Origin of the sequence: Arthrobacter sp. Br18, assembly GCF_000520555.1 — a bacterium.
Classification (GTDB): Bacteria; Actinomycetota; Actinomycetes; order Actinomycetales; family Micrococcaceae; genus Arthrobacter_D.
Genome location: NZ_KI914868.1, coordinates 115,471 through 131,621, shown reverse-complemented (window position 1 = coordinate 131,621; position 16,151 = coordinate 115,471). Strand labels below are relative to the sequence as shown.

The window sequence follows — 16,151 nt, the reverse complement described above, 5'->3', positions numbered from 1 at the left end:
CCCCGCCGTTCGTGTTGCCTTCGGATCCCACAGTGTTCCTGACGTGTCCCACAAAGAGAACCTCAATCCTGCAATTGCGGCTTCTCCGCCGGGTGGCGCGCTTCAGGGGTTAGCCCTGTGGGTATGCCCACTCCCAATTGCCTGCACCCGTCATATCGCCGTAGACGAGTACCCCTTCAGGTTCGACGACGTCAAGAACTACTTTGCCGGTTGCCTGTTCGCCAGGGCCGATTGAGCTTGGCAGTACTTCTGCCTCGGGCAGGCAGTTGTAGGTCGACCCTGAATATGCGGGAGCGTTTGAGGTCGTTCCATTTGGGGCGATGACAGACCACAACCCACCGTCCATCGAAAACGACATCGGATATGCATCGTCCGGCTGGGCCGGCGCAGTTTTTACTGACACCTCGAGCACAACAAAGTGACCGTTTTCGGGCGGCATCGCGTAAGGACCAGTACAGGGCGCATCCACGGTGATGGAGTTGACCACAAAACTGACTGTATCGTCGCCATCTACGTTAGTTATGCCAGCTCCTTCACCCACGGTCTTGATGAGATTGCCACGGGTTGAAGTGTTGGCTGGTGGCGTTGCAGCGGGCGCTTCGCTCGCCCCCTGAGTCGCCTCTGCTGAGGCTGGGCCTGCTGGCTCAACTTCGGGCGCTTCAGCATTAGACGTCCCACCGCAACCAGTTAGGAGCAGAGCGCCGACACTCAAGAGACCAAATATTTTCTTCAAGTTTCCCCCACGGGATAGAGCCTTTCCCTTCTGAACTTGAAGGGTCAACTGATCCTAAGGCTCAACACTGACAATTCTGTGTTTTGCAGCTTCCGGCCCCAATTAACGCCGGGGAGTCGGTTGCCCGCGTGGAGGTCGTAGTCGGGGTTCTGCTGGCATCCACTGTCGGGATAATTGAGAGTTGAATCAGTACTCGCGGTGACCCTCGCTCGAGTCGAGACCGCCGTCGTCGTCGGACCTATCCGCCTCCCACCGCAACAGATCGCCCGGCTGACACTCGAGCACCTCGCACAGCGCCTCCAAGGGTTGTGAAGCGCACCGCCTTGGCGCGGCCGTTCTTGAGCACCGCGAGATTGGCGGGCGTAATTCCGACCCGTTCGGCCAGCGCGCCGACGGGCGTCTTGCGCCTCGCCAGCATCACGTCGATGTCGACGATGATGGGCATCAGATCACCTCGTCGAGTTCGGTCCGCAAATGCTGTGCCTCGACATCGCGCGCGACCGCCTGAGCCAGCAAGGCTCGCATCACCAGGACGATCAGTGCCACCCCGGCGATCATCAGCGACGCCCCGCAGATCAGCAGGACGATGCCGGGAGCGACATCGCCCGGTGCGAGCAGGACGGCAATGCCGAACATGAGCATGGATGCGACGGCCATGGCACCGAAGATGACGTTCACGTAGCGGAAGGCGCCGTGTGAGAACACGGTTCGCCGCACCATCGTCAGCAGCTTCCATACGCACACCACGGTGACCTGCGCGGCCACGATGCCCAGCACCACGATGGCGAGGAACGTGATGCGCGGGCCTTCAGGCGCACCGGCCTCCTGCAGGTCGATGGACAGCAGCGGCACGATCCACACCTGCACAAACACCGATCCGGCGAGCACCAGCGTGAGTACTACGCGCAGGGCCAGGATGGTTAGCTTTCCCACGGGGTCTCCTCCTACTAAATAACGATCACAACCTATCGTTAATCAATAAAGAGAGTAATACAATTGAGTAGAGTGTCCGTACGGCGGCGAGTCGGCGCTTGAGTCCGGAGCGAGCGGTGGTTTCGACTTCACATTGTCCGGTATGGAGGGGAGAATGCGTCATCTTTCTCCTTCCGGTACCATATGTTGTACTACAGAGGAGGGCTGGTCATGGCTATCACTGCATCCGAAGCGCGAGCGCGGCTGTTCCCGCTTATTGAACAGGTCAATAACGATCACTTGCCCGTGGAGATCATTTCGAAAAAAGGCAGCGCGGTGCTGATGTCCCTCGCCGATTTCGAAGCTCTCGAAGAGACTGCATACCTGCTGCGGACGCCCGCCAACGCCACACACTTGCTCGAGAGCATTGCGCAGCACAGGGCCGGAACGGCAATCGAGCGACCACTGGTCGAATGAACACGACGTTCACGCCGAACGGCTGGAATGACTACCAGTACTGGATCAAGAACGACAAAGCACTGGTGAAGCGGATCAATGTCCTCATCAACGAGTGCCTCCGGACGCCCTTCGAAGGAATTGGCAAGCCGGAGGCACTCAAGCACCAGTTGGCCGGCTACTGGTCACGTCGCATCACCGAGGAACACCGACTCGTATACGCGGTCGAAGACGAACAGATCGTGATTATCGCGGCCAGGCACCACTACTGAGGGGAGGGAACTTACGCGGGTTCCCTCCCCTTTCGCGATCTATCGAAGCTACGCGAGCACGCTCATCCTGGAGTTCCTGCGGCCGAACAGTGCGTGGTCGACAGAGGCGCGTCCCGGACCAACGAGGGCGAGGGTCAGTGCCGCAGCGCCGAGCAGCAGGACCAGCTCGTACCCACCGTTCGCGACGAAGACGCCTGCAGGGAGGTGCACCAGAACCAGGGCCCCGAGCATGTCAAGGGCCAGCAGCGCGGCGACCGGGCGGGTCAGGAAGCCGAGGATCAGTGTGACGCCGCCCACCAGCTCGAGCGTGGCGATGACCGGAGCAGCGACGTCGGGCAGGGGAACTCCCATCTCACCGAAGGCGGCAGCGGTGCCGGTGATGGTCCACTCGTTGTACTTCTGCCAGCCGTGCGCGGCGAAGACGAAGCCGACGACGACGCGGAGAATGGCGCGGGCGGAGGTGGTGAGTGGGTCTCTAAGGTGCTGTCGTGCAGATGGCGGCAAGCGCCAGGAGGCGCGGGAAACGTAGCGCCGGTGCCCAGGTGTGGTGGCACCGGCGTCGTGGTCAGTTGGTTAGCGAACGAGTGCGAATCGACTGGTCCACTGGATCTTCTCACTGGCGGCGAGGGTCAGCTGCAGGAAGCCGAGCGCCTCAAGCTCACGGGCACGGTCCAGCGACCCGGCGTCGACGGCGTCCGCGCCGCCGGTCTTCACAGCTGCGGCAAGAGTGTCCTTGGCCGCGGCGTCGTTCCCGGCGATCAGCACGGTGGTCTGGTTGGAGCCGACGCTCTGTGATGCGAGGGTCGCGGCGAAGTTGGTGTTGAAGGCCTTGAGCGCCGTGGAGTTGGGGAGTGCGGCTGCGAGCTCGGTGGCGGCGCAGCTGTCAGCAGGAACCACCAGGGAGTCGAACGTGTCGAAGTTCAGCGGGTTGGTGATGTCGACGACGATCTTGCCGGCCAACTGGTCACCGTACTGGGCGGTGATGTCCTTGAGCGCGGGGTAGGGGACCGCGAGGACGACGACGTCGCCAGTGAGGGCGGGGCCGGTGCTCGAGTTGTCGATGTGCTCGACGGACGCGCCGCCTGCTGTGATGACGCCGGCGATTGCGCTGCCCATGTTGCCCTTGCCGAAGATGGTCAGCGAAGTCATGAGGTGCTCCTTTGAGTCGATAACTTGTATCTACAACTAAAAAGCTAGCACCAGTTAGTTGTAGGTACAAGTATTTCTTTAGAGTGAAGGCATGACGAAGACACGATGGCTGACCAAGGACGAGCAGGTGGCATGGCTACGGATGGCGGCCGTGCTTGAACTGTTGCCCGGTGTTCTTGACGCGCAGCTGACCCGGGATGAGGATCTGACGCATTTCGAGTACTACGTGCTGGCCTCCCTGTCCGAGGCGCCGCGGCGCACTCTGCGCATCACGGCGCTAGCGTCGTTGACCAACGCCACGTTGCCCCGGCTGTCCCGGGTGCTGACGGGCCTCGAGAAGATGGCGCTGGTTGAGCGCAGCGAGTGCAGCGAGGACCGCCGGGCCAAGAATGTCACGCTCACCGAAGCGGGCTGGGCCAAGGTCGTGAAGGCGGCGCCGGGTCATGTGGAGAACGTGCGTGGCCTTGTCCTCGATCAGCTCTCCCAGGAGCAGGTGGAGCAGTTGTCCTCCATCACTGCGCAACTGCTCACGCGCCTCGACCCGGAGGGCCGGATGTTCGCTTCTACGGGAGGGTGACGTTAGAGCCCGGTACTGCAACGCCGGGCACTCCAGCTGTATCGGACCCGGTGGGGTCGCCTCGAGGAACTTGAGCAGCAACGGCGGGTGCCCGACGCCGACACCCACCCATGTGAGCACGTTCCGCCGCCCCGCGCTCCGCTGAACCCCGGAATAGCTGTGCAGCCCCGACAAGTAGATGTTCGCGATCGTCAAGTTGAACACGATGCAGAGGTAGCCGACCATTGAGAGCCAGGCAGCGCAGGTTCTCGGACGGCCGCCGCACGAGCACTACGGCGTACGGGAGACCAGGTGTTTCTTAATCAAATGAGAGGACTGGCCCAATCCGATTCTGCTGCTTGCGACACCCACCACGAGGTCGAACGCCGCATCTGCAGGGAAATTGTGCCTGTAGCCGTTGAGCCCGAGGAACACAACCATGAGAGCCCATGCTGTCCTCTTGTTGTCGTCGATAAGAGCATGATTGCGCGTCCCCGACTCCAGCAATGCCGCCGCCTTCATTGGAAGGTCAGGATAAGCCTCGCTTCCGGCAACGGTGGTTGCCGGCCGTGCAAGCGCCGAATGAAGCAGGCCAACGTCACGGATGTGAAAGCCAAAATCGTCGATGATGTAGAGCGCATCCTCAAGTTCGAGGTAAGCCGTCATGCGTCTTCGAGGCGCTTCAACAATTCAGCGTCGTGAGTCTTCACAAATTGGAGTGATTCATCTATTAGGTTGCGACGCGCATGCTGCTCGACGATGAGCGCGGCGCCCTGAAGGAGGAGTGCGTTTTTTGAGGTATGAGAGGCGGCCGCAATCGCGTCCAGCTGCCGATCGAGCTCCTCGGGGATGCGTACGTTCATTGCCATGAAGCAATGGTACCAATCTGGTATCAAGTGGGCAGGCGCAATCTCCAAGGATGCGTCCCCTAGGATCGCAGTATGGAAACTCGACGAGGCGTTTCAGGACAGAGCCCGCAGTTGGTCACCCTCGAGGACATCACCGCAGCTGCCGGTCGCATCCAGGACCTGGTTCTGCGCACGCCGCTCATTGCGCTGCCACACCCGCAGCGGCCAGACCAGGTGCTGCACTGCAAGGCCGAATCGCTGCAGCCCACCGGTGCCTTCAAGCTCCGCGGGGCCTACAACACCATCGCCCAGGTGCTCGACCAGGCCCGCGAGAACGGCGTCGTCGCGCAGTCCTCGGGTAACCATGCCCGCGCCGTGGCCTGGCTGGCGCATCGGCTGGACTTGCGCGCCGTCATTGTGATGCCCGACGTCGCACCGCCGGCGAAGATCGCCGCCGTGCGTGCACTCGGTGCGGAGGTGGAACTCGTCCCCTCGGCGCAGCGCGACATCCGGGCCACGGAGTTGGCTGCCGAGGGCGGCTACGTCCATGTACCCCCGTACGACGACCTGCGCATCATCGCCGGGCAGGGGACGGTCGGCCTCGAGCTGATGGAGCAGTTGCCTAACGTCGACGTCGTCCTGGTTCCCGTCTCCGGAGGCGGGTTGATCTCCGGAATCTCGACGGCGGTGAAGGCTTTGAGCCCGGCGACACGGGTGATCGGCGTCGAGCCTGAGCTCGCGGCCGACGCGGCCCAAAGCTTCCGCGAAGGACGCCGAATCTCCTGGGAACCGGAGCTGACCTACCGAACAGTCGCTGATGGGCTGCGTACTCCTGCCCTGGGCGTGCATCCGTGGGAGCACGTCCAGCGGTATGTCGACGACATCGTCACCGTGTCAGAGGAGCAGATTCATGTGGCGATGCGGCATCTGGCCCTGGCCGGCCGTCTGGTGGCGGAACCGTCCGGGGCCGTTGCAGCAGCGGCCTGGCTGCACGACCTGGTTCCTGCCGGCGACACGGTGGCCGCCGTCGTCTCCGGGGGATCAGTGGAACCCTCACTCCTGGCCTCAGTTCTGCAGCAGGAGAACTGAGCCACGTTGTTCGGACCGGAACCTATTTAGGTCCAAAATGTGCTCTCCGCCGTCAGGGAGCTCAGTGCGTTTTTTGGCGATGTAAGCGGAACATCCGCGCCGTGTCCGCTGTTATACCAAGTGATGACTGACCTGATGATGGAGTCCACGCTCGTCTCGCCTCCTACGCGCCTCTGGGTTCCCAAACACGTGATGATCACGCGACCCGCGGCCGATCTACCGCATACTGCCGAGATCATCCGGCGCTGCGAGAGCGCGGGAGTGGATGACATCCGCGTGATGCCCGGCAACGCTCTGACCGGTCTGAAGGGCGCCAGTGAGCGGGAAACGTACGCGAAAGCGAAGAACACGCTCGCCGTCGTCGTCGCGCCCCCGAGCACTCTCAAGCCGCAGCCGATTCCGCCGAGCGCCGACTGGCGTGTCGATCTGGCCAAGGGTTGCCCCGCGCACTGCCAGTACTGTTATCTGGCGGGATCGCTGGCCGGCCCGCCCGTGACCCGCGTCTATGCGAATATCGATGATGTTCTTGCCGGAATCCGCACGCACGCGGGCAGGGGTGCCATCACGAGTGGCACTGTGGAGCGCGGTCACGAGGGCACGACGTTCGAGATGTCGTGCTACACGGATCCACTCGGCATCGAGAACGTTACGGGGTCGCTTGCCGCCGCCATCTCGCGGGTCGGATCCGGTGAATTCGGCGACGACGTACAGCTGAGGTTCACGACGAAGTTCGACGACGTCGGTGAATTGGTGACGCTGGATCATCAGCGCCGCACGCGCGTAAGGTTCTCGGTCAATGCCGCCGACGTGGCCAATCGCTTCGAGGGCGGAACTGCCCGGATGCCCGCCCGGCTGGCAGCCCTTCGCTCAATGGCGCTGGCGGGTTATCGGGTGGGGCTGACCATCGCCCCGATCATGCCGGTGCCGGGCTGGCGCGAGCAGTACGGCAGCCTCCTCGACGACGTCGCCACAGCACTCGCGGACATCCCCGACCTCGACCTGACCGCCGAAATCATCACGCACCGCTTCACGCCGTCGAGCAAGGAGGTGCTGCTGGGCTGGTACCCGAATACGAAGCTCGAGATGGACGAGGCTTCGCGCAGCCAGAAGCGCTCTAAGTTCGGCGGCGTCAAGTATGTGTACCCGAAGCAGACGATGGCCGAGATGCGGGCCTGGTTCACGGCTGAACTTGAACGGCGGCTGCCGGCGGCGCGGCTCCTCTACTGGACCTGACCCGCTCTCTCGCCGCGGTATGCACCACTGGGAACATGTCCGTCCGTAGGTTTGGAAGGCGTACCCACTCGAAGAAGAGTTGGCGAAGATCCTGCCTCTGGTTGGCATCTGAGCAGTGGTGACCTCGTTGCCGGGACCTCGGTGCGGGTACTCATGTGAGTCGCTCGATTGCCCAATCCCAACGGATCAGTTCCTGCTCCAGCCGAACGGCAGGACCATGCACGTGGTCGCGCAACGCCCGGTAGATTAACGCCTCCTCGGACGTGAGCCGCGGAAGTTCGGCAGAGGAGGGCGTCGGCTCGCTGCCCCAGACCTCGCGATGCGCGTGGAGCGTCGCCTCATCCATCAGCACACTGGACACGTGCGGGTGCACTGCACGCAGTTGATCCAGGATCCGGAAGCCATGGGTATCCAGGTCTCCCCAGTAGAGGACCCTGCATTCCTGCAGCCAGGCGGCGTTCCGCAGCGCTGAAAATCCATAGCCCGCACCAAAGAGCGCCAGCGCGTCGGGACGGTCCGGGAGGGCCAGGAAGTTCACCAGGTTCTCGGTCACGATGACCGTGCTGACGGGCAGCCTCAAAGTGCTGAAGGCTTCCGCTGTCATTGTCAGGTCGCGAGCGCTGCCCAGAGTGGGCATCCTTTCGTCGAGCATCCGGAAGCGAACCAGTTCGGGCGGATGGACGAAGCCGTGACGCCGGGCGAAGCGTGCTGCCGGAGTACGTGCCGAGAAAGAGCCAAGCACTGCCTCACCTAACGATGCCGGCTCAGGGGACAGGCCGGCGTCAGGCAGGGAGCTTTCCTCTGCGGGGACTTCGGCCGCCGGTATCCCTGCCCGCAAGACAGCCTGCAACACGGCCGCCATGTCGTCGATGGTCTGCCGGTGCTTCTCGACGAACTTGGTATGGACACCGGGCATGCTCAACTGCCGGACAAAGATCCCCGGAGCAGGGTTCCCGGTCAGCCATAGGGCAACTCGCGCCGCAGTCAGCGCATCATCGCCGAGCTTCAGCAGCTCGAGTGGACGTCTGACTGCCCAGCTGCGCAGCGCGGCATCGATCGTTGACAACGACTCCGCCAGCCTTACTACCCGCACCGAATCCCGGGTTTTCCCGGCGAAGGCGATCTCGTCGTCGACCCGGGCAAAGACTGCCGCTGCGGGCACCTGGTTGGAGCCGATCGTGTTCCGCCCGATCTCCACCGTCTCCAGATTGAAAGCATCGCCGAAAGCGGAAAGTTCGGCAGCCCACGTCCGCGCGGCGGGGTAGGAATCGCGCAGTTCGGAGGCGGTCGGCTTTTTCAGCGCTCGACGGCGAGGATATGCTCCCGTGGGTTCCAGCAGTTCCCGCAGCAGGCTGCCCCGATTCCAGGCGGTAAGAGACATCGCCCGAAGGTCCGCGAGGGGTGGTCCAGCGGGCAGGAATGTCAGCCGGCACGCCGGTCCCGCTCGCTGCGGTATTCCTGGATGGTCATATTGCGCAGCTGGGAATCGTCACCGTTAATGTTGGCGACGAACCCGACGTGCGATACGAAGGGCTCGATCACGTGGATCTTCTGCAACGGTGTGACAATCAGCAGCTGGAGCTTCATCCGCTGGAAGAGCTCAAGGCCGTAGCGTGCCGATTCATCCGATCCCCGGCCGAACGCCTCGTCGATCACCACAAACCGGAAGCTGCGTCCGGCCGCCTTGCCGCCCGTCTTCGGCGTGGCACCCAGGCCGAACTGGAATGCCAGCGCCGCCGCAAGGATCGTGTACGCGAGCTTCTCCTTCTGGCCGCCGGACTTCCCACCCGAATCCGTGAAGTGCTCGAATTCCTCACCGGTCTCCGTCCACTTCTCGGAGGCGGAGAAGGTGAACCAGTTCCGCACATCGGTGACCTTCGCCGTCCACCGTTCATCCAGGGTGGTGTAGCCATCGCGCCCGCGGAACCGCTCGATCAGCCGCTCCACCTGCAGGTACTTCTTCTCGGAGTACTGGTCCTCGTTCCCCAGGCTCCCCTCGGAGCACGCGCGCAGGTCGATGCCGAACTGACGCACGTCCAGGTCAGTGGTGTTCTGGTGCTCAAGCTGGATATGGCGACCCGAGTTGTATTCGATCCCCGCGAGGGACACATTGATCTCATTGATCCGGCTGATGATGTCCTGCCGGCGGCTGTCCAGAAACGCATTGAACGCAACCACCTCGTGGATGGTGTTCTGGTTCAGGGACTCCTTGAAGTGGGCCTCGAACCGGGGAAGGTCATTGCTCGCCAGCTGGTCGAGCATGCGCGTGAACTCGCCGGCGGATTCGAGCGTCGCATCGATCTCGACCGTCTCGTTGGGGTACCGGTTGCGGAACTCCGCCATGAGCCGCACCGTGGACGCCGCGGCCGTCGCAAGCCGCCTGGTCAGGGCGTCAATCGTACTGGTGAGCCCGGTCCGGACGGCGGACTCCACCGCCCCGGTGTTCCTGTACGTCAGGGGCTTTTCCCCGAGCGCCTCGGCGGTGAGCCGCGCGACGGCGGCCAGGACGGCGTCGTCGTCGGTGAGGAGATTTTCCGCCAGCACCTCGCGGCATTCCGCGATGGCCTCGGCGATGTCGCGGGCGGCATTCTCGTTGGCGCCGAGCCGCTCACGAAGTTTGCCGGACCTCTCCTCCAAACGCCCCAGCTGGGCGGCGATGCCAGCCTCCCGTGCCGTCAGCTGCTGAAGCACATCACTGGCGGATTCGAGCTCCGATTTCTCCGTCCGAAGGTCCTCGATGCGGCGCGCCGTGAGCTGCCAGCTGATATCGCCGAAATCGGTGACCGAGCCAAGAGTTCCGAGCTGCTGGTTCTGCCGGCCGACAGCTCCCAGCATGCCGTTGACCTTGCCCAGCTGAGCGTCGATGCTCGATGTCTGGCCCTGGACGTCATCCTGCTCGGTCAGGAAGCGGGCGATCTTGTCGTGGTTGTCCCAGCCGAGAACGTAGTTGCGCCGGTCCGTCAGCTGTGAGCGGTCGTCCTTCTCATGCCGTCCGCGGGCGCCCTTGAGCTGTCCGCTGACGGTCAGGGCCTTGGGATAGCGGCGGAAGTCGTCCAGGCTCTCGCAGCAGAAGTAGTCGAAGCGGCTGCTGAGTTCATCCAGCAGGAAATCGCGGAACGGGGTGCCCTGCTTGATGGCGATCTTCGCGGCCAGCGTGCCTGGCTCAGCCTGCCGCGGCGAGTACGATTCCCCGATCCTGCGGTACACCAGCCGGCCACGGAGGTTGTTGCCGTCCACCCACGCGCTGACCGCCGCGTAGTGCTCGTCGGCCACCAGCAGGGACAGCGCCAGTCCGTGCAGAGTGCGTTCGGCAGCACCTTCCCATGAACCTTCGCCGTCGCGCACCCGCAGCAGTTCACCGGCATAGGGCAGGGCGTTTTCCGGAATGCCGGTTCCTCCACACAGACGACGACGCAGTTCCAGTTGGGCGCTCGGCAGCAGGTTGGGCCGGGACCGCAGGCTGGTGAGTTCGGCGTCGAGCTCCGTGAGCCGCTTGCTGAGGTCCGCGCGCTTGATGGTCAGGGAGGTGCGGTTTTCCTGCAGTTCATCAGACCGGTTGTGCAGGTCCGCCTCCACCTCGGCGAGTCGGGCCCGGTTGCGGTCGAACAGGACGCGGTCCTCAGGAACCTGCAGACCAAGGTCGGCAGCCGCAGCGGCGTAACCGTCGAAGCGCACCCGTTGGCGGCGTGATTCCTCGGTGAGGCGTGCTGCCTCGGCGTCGATGGCCGCAAGCCGCCCGCCGCCGTTGGTGCGGATATCCTCCTGGATGGCGGAGAGCTCGTGGCGCAGGCCGGTGACATCGGTGGCCAGCTTGGCGCCGTCTTCGCGGAGCCGGACGCCGGTGGCCGCCAGCTCCGCCTGGTGCTCGAGGCTCAGCTCCAACCGCCGATGGGTGAACCAGGGGTGCAATTGGTCCCGCTGCAGCCGCGCCAGTTCATCCTCGCGGGTCAGTTGTGCGTGCAGTGCCGAGCCGTCCCGGATCGGGGTCAGCAGGGAGATCTGGTCCTTGGCCCGCAGCACGGCGTCGTGTGCTTTCTTCAGGTCGTCGAAGTGGTGGATCAGGTTGCCGATCCGCGCTTCGACGTCGTCCTCCTCCAGCATGTTGGTGCGGACGAATGAGGTGATGTTTTCCACCTGCTTCATGGAGATGGTCCGGTGGAACAGCTCCATGGCCTGGTTACCGCTGATGCCGAACTGGCGTTTGAATGCTGCGGCGTAGGGGTCGAAGGAATCGTGCACGGCCACACCGGCAGCGCGGAGTTTCTTCCTGAGTTTCGCCGGGTCCTGCCCGAAGTTGGCGAAGTCTTCGGGAATGGTCTGCTCCCTCTCGGCGAGCGAGTAGAAGCGGCTGGGCTGACCGGCCTCCTGCGTTGCCCACAGCGTGATGGCCAGGGAGATCGACTTGTCCAGCTGTGCATTGTGGAAGACACCGAGCACCACGGTCAGCGTTCCGGTGTTGCGTAGCGCCACGGGCTTGGAGTACTCACCCCCGGTGCTGCGGGTGCTCTTGTGGAAGCCCCGCACGTAGGACATCAGGCTGCGTTCCTTTTTCTGCGCGCCCGCGGCCTTGTTGTAGTCGATCCGGTTGGCGGCCAGCAGCAGGGTGGTGATCGCATCCACCACTGTCGATTTGCCGGATCCGATGTCGCCGGTAAGGAGGCTGTTGGCGCCGTCGAGCCGAAAACTGCGCACGCCTCCGTGGAAGGTGCCCCAGTTGAGCAGTTCGAGTCGGTGCAGCCGGAATCCCGGCGGAGTGCCGCCGTCATCTGCTGGTTCCTCGAGGCTGAACAGGCTGTCCTGCAGCTCAGCTGTCATCGGATACTCCTTCAGGCTTGCCGGGTCCGGCGAGCGAGGCGCGGTAGTCCGTCAGCCGGGCGTCGAACTCCTCGAGCCATTGCGCGTCCACGTAGGCCTTGAGGATCCGGGTCACTTCGTAGGTGCCGGTTTGCCCGCGCAGTTTCCGGAGGAAGCCGAGCTCCACCACTTTCTTGACGTCCGTACTGAGCCGGTCCAGGACGCGGGCTTCGTTGCTGGATTCCGGCAGGAACACCGACACCATTTCCGCGATGTCCTGTTCGGTCATAATGAGGCGGAGTTCACTGCTGTTGGTGTCGAACTCCAGCATGCGCCCCCGCAGGAGGGCCAGCAGGAGGCTGACGTTGAAGGTCAACTGGCGCCGGGGGATCAGGCGGGGGAGCGTGCCGTCCGGGTCCTCCCGCGAGCGGAGGAACGCGTAGCCCTCCGGCTCATCGAGGATCAGGTCCAACCCGAGCACGGAGACGTAGTCGCGGACCTGGGAGGCAAGGCCGAGGAGTGACTGCCACGTCTTTTCATCCGCTTCGGCGTACACCACACCCTTGAACAGCCGGGTCACGACGCCCGGAAGCTCCGCGGGCGTCCGTGTCGCTGGGAATTCTGTGGTTTCCGTGTCGATGCTCATGCGGGCCTCACGAAGACGATCTGGTCGATGGTCGCTTCCCGGATACTGCCGTCCGGCAAGCTCCAGGAGAGCTGCTGGGGCCGGTCCGGGTCGATGGATGCCCACTCCGACTCCGTAGCCAGCTGGTAGTAGGTGACGATCTCCGCCAGTCCCTGGGAGAGCGGATAGGCATCGGTGATCTCTGCCAGCGTTGCCTGGTCCGTTTCGTCCAGCGCTGCGTCGATGTTGGCCTTGAGCCGCTCCGTGTCGACATGGAACTGGCTGAAGAGTGCGCCCGCGTCCACGTCGGCGTCGTCGGCGGGAACGACGTCGTCGTCCACCATCACCCGGCGGCTCGGCTCGTAGAGCGGGCGCTCGAAGGGCAACGCCACGTCCACGCTGGGCGCGGCGACGGTCAGAAACGTGCCCGACGGCGGCTGGCCGCGGGTCCCCAGGGCGCCGGATTCGATGCTCCGGATCAGCTGCATGATGCGCTTGTTCTCGAGGAACACCTTGTCATCGAGGAGCCTGCGCATCTGCTGCGACAGCTGGCGGACGGTGGTCTGTGTCTGCTCGACGGCGGGCAGCCAGTCCTGGTGCAGGTTGCTGACGGCATGGAGGTTGTCCAGCTTCGCGAGTGCTTCGATCTGGGTGGCGCGCTGCAGCAGGTCCCGGAGCTCGGTGCGCAGCTGCGGCGACATGAGGTAGTCCCAGAAACCCTGGAACGTGCGGCCCTGGAGGGAGCTGCTGATGTCCTGCTGGTTGGCGAAGATCGAGGCGAGCAGTTCGCCCTGCGTCCCGTCCCAGGTGGCGATGTGTTCCCGGACCTCGCGATCAAGGGTGCGGAAGTTTTGTTCAACCTCCCGGAAGTCCGCGAGAAGGTCCTTGGCCAGGGCCGTCAGCTGCTGGTAATGGTCCAGTGCTTCCGGGGTGCTCATGACCCGGATGTGGCCGTCCCGGAGGCGCTGCATCTCGTCGTCGATGGTGTCCCGCTGGCGCTGGAGCTCCGCCAGCCGCACCTCCGGATCCGTCTCCGACTCCTGGACCAGGGTCTTGAGGACCGCGAAGATGCTCGTGAGCCGGGATTGGGTGGCGACGAAGTCGCGCCCCCGCAGGCTCTCGACCCAGCGCACCACATCCTCGGAGGCCGCGGTGAGGTCGTAGCGGGGCTCATCCTGCCCGGGCACGTAGTACTTCCGAAGCCACGCTTTATCCGGGGCGGCCCAGTCGTCGAGGTATTCCGACGCGGCCCGGGGGAAACTGTTGTCACCCCGGGTGTCTCTCAGACCGAAGAGCACGTCGTCCAGGACGTCGATGAGTTGCTGCCGCCCGATGTTGCGCTGGTTGGGACTGGTGAAGGCGGACATGAAGAAGGCCAGTGCAAGCGGGGCGTTCTGGGCGCGGAGCAGCGACCATCCCGCGTGGTTTTCACGCAGCGAATTGATCGCGTAGAAGTCCATTCGATCCCTAGTTGTGGGTGAGTCCTGTGCCGTTCCCATGGTACGCGGGCAGCTATGGGGGGTCGGTGCTGCGGACATCAACTCAGGAAAGCAATTCTGCCCGCGAGGAGGGTAGTGCGGCGTGGTGTTGCTCAGGCACATCGCACAGGAGTATGACGTTTGCATCCGGCGCTCCGGATGACCTTAGTTCGACCGGTGTTCCTGATAGTAGGTGTCCACATCCAGCACCGGAACTCTCGGTTTGGCATAGCCCGAAATTCTCTCGCTCCACTGATCATCGATCTCCGCCGGTTTGATCGTCACCTGGCGGCTGTCTGGCTCGATTGTGGCCTCCAAACGGTCATTCTGCTTCAGGCCAAGCCGATGGCGGAGGAACGAGGGGAGCGTGATCCGAGCTTCGCTGCTGAACCGACGGAATCTTTTCACGTTTCACATTGTCCGCTGGGTAGGTCGGCCTGTCCCGTGTCGAATGCCGGAGTTGGATGTCGACATACGAGGTTGCACACCACACGCAACGGGTTTTGAGTGCTAGCCGCGAGGATAGACTTCGCTCACAATCACTAGAGCTGGGGCCCTGATGAATCCTTCGCAATATCCGCCCGCCCAAAACTTCGCGCCGTCGAAAGCGCGGCCGAAGGCGAAGCTGTCCACGCCGATTGTGGGCGGCTTCGGTCTGTTCCTCATCGTCATCGGTCTGATCACCAGTGGGGTGGGCGGCGCCATCGTCATGGCGGCGATCTTCGCGCTACTGACAGGCCTCTACACCGTGCTGACGAACCGCCCGTCGTGGGCGAGACTCGCCGGCCGAAGAATGGGAATGGCCACTGTCGGCGTGGGTATCGTGGGGCTGATTGCCGGCGGCCTGATTGCTCCGTCCAGCGAAGACACTGTGCCGGCCGCCGTGGCCGAGCAGGCGCCATCGGCAACGGCAGAGGCTACGCGGTCCGAATCGCCGTCGCCGTCAGCATCACCAACACGGACTGCCTCGCCGCCCACTGCGGCGCCGTCGCCTTCTGCTTCGGCCACACCGGACGCGGCTCCCGCCGACATCGATGAAGTCGTTGACATTGTAGGCGATTCGGTCGCGCCCCAGACCCAGCCCGCCTACGACACCACGGCGCTCGCCCTGCTCGAGACACTCGCCATCAAGGGGCGCGCGCCGAAGACGGGGTACGACCGGGACCAGTTCGGCCAGGCCTGGGCCGACGTCGACCGCAATGGCTGTGACACGCGGAACGACATGCTCAACCGGGATCTCACGCAGATCGTCCACGCCAACTCCGTGCCCTGCAAGGTGCAGTCCGGCGTTCTGGACGATCCCTTCACGGGATTGACGATTCCCTTCCTTCGGGGACAGGAGACGAGCATCGAGGTCCAAATCGACCACATCGTGGCTCTCTCGGACGCCTGGCAGAAGGGAGCCCAGCAGCTCACGTTCGACCAGCGGCTGGCCTTCGCGAACGACCCCCTCAACCTGCAGGCCACCGATGGCCCAACCAACGGACAGAAGGGCGACGGCGACGCCGCCACCTGGCTGCCGCCGAACACGTCCTTCCGCTGCGAATACGTAGCCCGGCAGATCTCCGTGAAGGCAACGTACACCCTGTGGGTCACACAGGCCGAGCATGATGCGATGGTCCGGATCCTCTCTGATTGCGACGGCTACCTGGCTCCGACCAATCAGAGGGCGCCCGTGGCAGCGCCAACGGAAGAGCCGGCTCCAGCTCCAGCACCCGCGCCGGCACCGGCTCCCGCTCCGGTCGCACCCGCCCCGGCCCCCGCACCCGCTCCGGCACCTGCACCGGCTCCTGCACCGGCTCCTGCACCGGCTCCGATAGCACCGGCCCCTGCCGCCTACTACGAAAACTGCACAGCGGCACGGAACGCTGGTGCTGCGCCCGTCATCATTGGGCAGCCGGGATATGGAACCCATCTTGACCGCGACGGCGACGGTAGGGGCTGCGAGTAGGTCTCACAGGACACCTACCGCACAGGCCCAGTGGGCGCGCTCGACCCCACTCGGA

General features: G+C 63.9%; 17 protein-coding genes and 2 pseudogenes. 6 read left to right on the top strand and 13 right to left on the bottom strand.

What is annotated here, in order from left to right:
* Window positions 1–109: 109 nt before the first annotated feature.
* The 3 genes and pseudogenes from Y704_RS24515 to Y704_RS0111205 form a co-directional block, all read right to left on the bottom strand.
* Window positions 110–487 (bottom strand): hypothetical protein, encoded by a 378-nt coding sequence (locus Y704_RS24515; protein WP_162149403.1) that lies wholly within the window; start codon window positions 485–487, stop codon window positions 110–112.
* 432 nt (window positions 488–919) lie between these two features.
* A pseudogene (locus tag Y704_RS20660) lies at window positions 920–1,178 on the bottom strand (helix-turn-helix transcriptional regulator).
* A complete protein-coding gene (locus Y704_RS0111205) occupies window positions 1,178–1,666 on the bottom strand; it encodes a DUF2975 domain-containing protein (protein ID WP_026550193.1) in 489 nt (162 codons plus the stop codon). The pseudogene Y704_RS20660 and the gene Y704_RS0111205 overlap by 1 nt, the downstream one beginning before the upstream one ends.
* A 210-nt stretch (window positions 1,667–1,876) precedes the next feature.
* Here Y704_RS0111205 and Y704_RS0111200 point away from each other — a divergent pair, with 210 nt between their 5' ends.
* Together Y704_RS0111200 and Y704_RS0111195 are read left to right on the top strand one after the other, a co-directional pair.
* Window positions 1,877–2,122, top strand: a complete 246-nt coding sequence (locus Y704_RS0111200) for a type II toxin-antitoxin system Phd/YefM family antitoxin (protein WP_026550192.1) — start codon at window positions 1,877–1,879, stop codon at window positions 2,120–2,122.
* Window positions 2,119–2,373: a Txe/YoeB family addiction module toxin gene (locus tag Y704_RS0111195; protein ID WP_026550191.1), complete on the top strand. Its 255-nt coding sequence runs from the start codon at window positions 2,119–2,121 to the stop codon at window positions 2,371–2,373. Before Y704_RS0111200 ends, Y704_RS0111195 begins: the two co-directional genes overlap by 4 nt.
* Before the next feature lie 48 nt (window positions 2,374–2,421).
* Here the strand turns inward: Y704_RS0111195 and Y704_RS0111190 are convergent, their stop codons facing one another.
* Together Y704_RS0111190 and Y704_RS0111185 are read right to left on the bottom strand one after the other, a co-directional pair.
* Window positions 2,422–2,877, bottom strand: a complete 456-nt coding sequence (locus tag Y704_RS0111190) for a DoxX family protein (RefSeq protein ID WP_026550190.1) — start codon at window positions 2,875–2,877, stop codon at window positions 2,422–2,424.
* Between the two features lie 69 nt (window positions 2,878–2,946).
* On the bottom strand, window positions 2,947–3,522 hold the full coding sequence (locus Y704_RS0111185; protein WP_026550189.1) for an NADPH-dependent F420 reductase: 576 nt from the start codon (window positions 3,520–3,522) through the stop codon (window positions 2,947–2,949).
* Between the two features lie 91 nt (window positions 3,523–3,613).
* Between Y704_RS0111185 and Y704_RS0111180 the strand changes: the two genes are divergently transcribed.
* The gene (locus Y704_RS0111180; protein ID WP_026550188.1) at window positions 3,614–4,099 is read left to right on the top strand and encodes a MarR family winged helix-turn-helix transcriptional regulator; all 486 of its coding nucleotides are present in this window, start codon (window positions 3,614–3,616) and stop codon (window positions 4,097–4,099) included.
* Window positions 4,100–4,243: 144 nt separating this feature from the next.
* Here the strand turns inward: Y704_RS0111180 and Y704_RS25280 are convergent.
* The 3 genes and pseudogenes from Y704_RS25280 to Y704_RS0111170 form a co-directional block, all read right to left on the bottom strand.
* Window positions 4,244–4,345, bottom strand: a pseudogene (locus tag Y704_RS25280) (c-type cytochrome biogenesis protein CcsB); the annotation flags it as partial.
* 24 nt (window positions 4,346–4,369) lie between these two features.
* Window positions 4,370–4,744 carry a type II toxin-antitoxin system death-on-curing family toxin gene (locus Y704_RS0111175; RefSeq protein WP_026550187.1) on the bottom strand — a complete coding sequence of 125 codons (375 nt, stop codon included), beginning with the start codon at window positions 4,742–4,744 and terminating at the stop codon, window positions 4,370–4,372.
* Window positions 4,741–4,947, bottom strand: coding sequence for a ribbon-helix-helix domain-containing protein (locus Y704_RS0111170; protein ID WP_253904303.1), 207 nt, complete (start codon window positions 4,945–4,947; stop codon window positions 4,741–4,743). Before Y704_RS0111170 ends, Y704_RS0111175 begins: the two co-directional genes overlap by 4 nt.
* 72 nt (window positions 4,948–5,019) lie before the next feature.
* Here Y704_RS0111170 and Y704_RS0111165 point away from each other — a divergent pair, with 72 nt between their 5' ends.
* Entirely contained in the window at window positions 5,020–6,015 is a 996-nt protein-coding gene (locus Y704_RS0111165; protein ID WP_051476952.1) for a threonine ammonia-lyase, read from the top strand.
* A gap of 123 nt (window positions 6,016–6,138) precedes the next feature.
* Window positions 6,139–7,248: a spore photoproduct lyase family protein gene (locus Y704_RS0111160; RefSeq protein ID WP_216698973.1), complete on the top strand. Its 1,110-nt coding sequence runs from the start codon at window positions 6,139–6,141 to the stop codon at window positions 7,246–7,248.
* A gap of 151 nt (window positions 7,249–7,399) precedes the next feature.
* Here the strand turns inward: Y704_RS0111160 and Y704_RS0111155 are convergent, their stop codons facing one another.
* From Y704_RS0111155 to Y704_RS24030, 5 genes are all read right to left on the bottom strand, one after another.
* On the bottom strand, window positions 7,400–8,665 hold the full coding sequence (locus tag Y704_RS0111155; protein WP_275451064.1) for a Wadjet anti-phage system protein JetD domain-containing protein: 1,266 nt from the start codon (window positions 8,663–8,665) through the stop codon (window positions 7,400–7,402).
* A 5-nt stretch (window positions 8,666–8,670) separates the two neighbouring features.
* The gene (locus tag Y704_RS0111150) at window positions 8,671–12,063 is read right to left on the bottom strand and encodes an ATP-binding protein (RefSeq protein ID WP_026550182.1); all 3,393 of its coding nucleotides are present in this window, start codon (window positions 12,061–12,063) and stop codon (window positions 8,671–8,673) included.
* Window positions 12,053–12,688: a DUF4194 domain-containing protein gene (locus Y704_RS0111145; RefSeq protein WP_026550181.1), complete on the bottom strand. Its 636-nt coding sequence runs from the start codon at window positions 12,686–12,688 to the stop codon at window positions 12,053–12,055. The genes Y704_RS0111150 and Y704_RS0111145 overlap by 11 nt, the downstream gene beginning before the upstream one ends.
* On the bottom strand, window positions 12,685–14,127 hold the full coding sequence (locus Y704_RS0111140) for a DUF3375 domain-containing protein (protein WP_026550180.1): 1,443 nt from the start codon (window positions 14,125–14,127) through the stop codon (window positions 12,685–12,687). The genes Y704_RS0111145 and Y704_RS0111140 overlap by 4 nt, the downstream gene beginning before the upstream one ends.
* 183 nt (window positions 14,128–14,310) lie before the next feature.
* Window positions 14,311–14,463 carry a hypothetical protein gene (locus Y704_RS24030; protein WP_155850343.1) on the bottom strand — a complete coding sequence of 51 codons (153 nt, stop codon included), beginning with the start codon at window positions 14,461–14,463 and terminating at the stop codon, window positions 14,311–14,313.
* A gap of 241 nt (window positions 14,464–14,704) precedes the next feature.
* Here Y704_RS24030 and Y704_RS0111130 point away from each other — a divergent pair, with 241 nt between their 5' ends.
* On the top strand, window positions 14,705–16,096 hold the full coding sequence (locus Y704_RS0111130; RefSeq protein WP_081747574.1) for a GmrSD restriction endonuclease domain-containing protein: 1,392 nt from the start codon (window positions 14,705–14,707) through the stop codon (window positions 16,094–16,096).
* Window positions 16,097–16,151 lie beyond the last annotated feature (55 nt).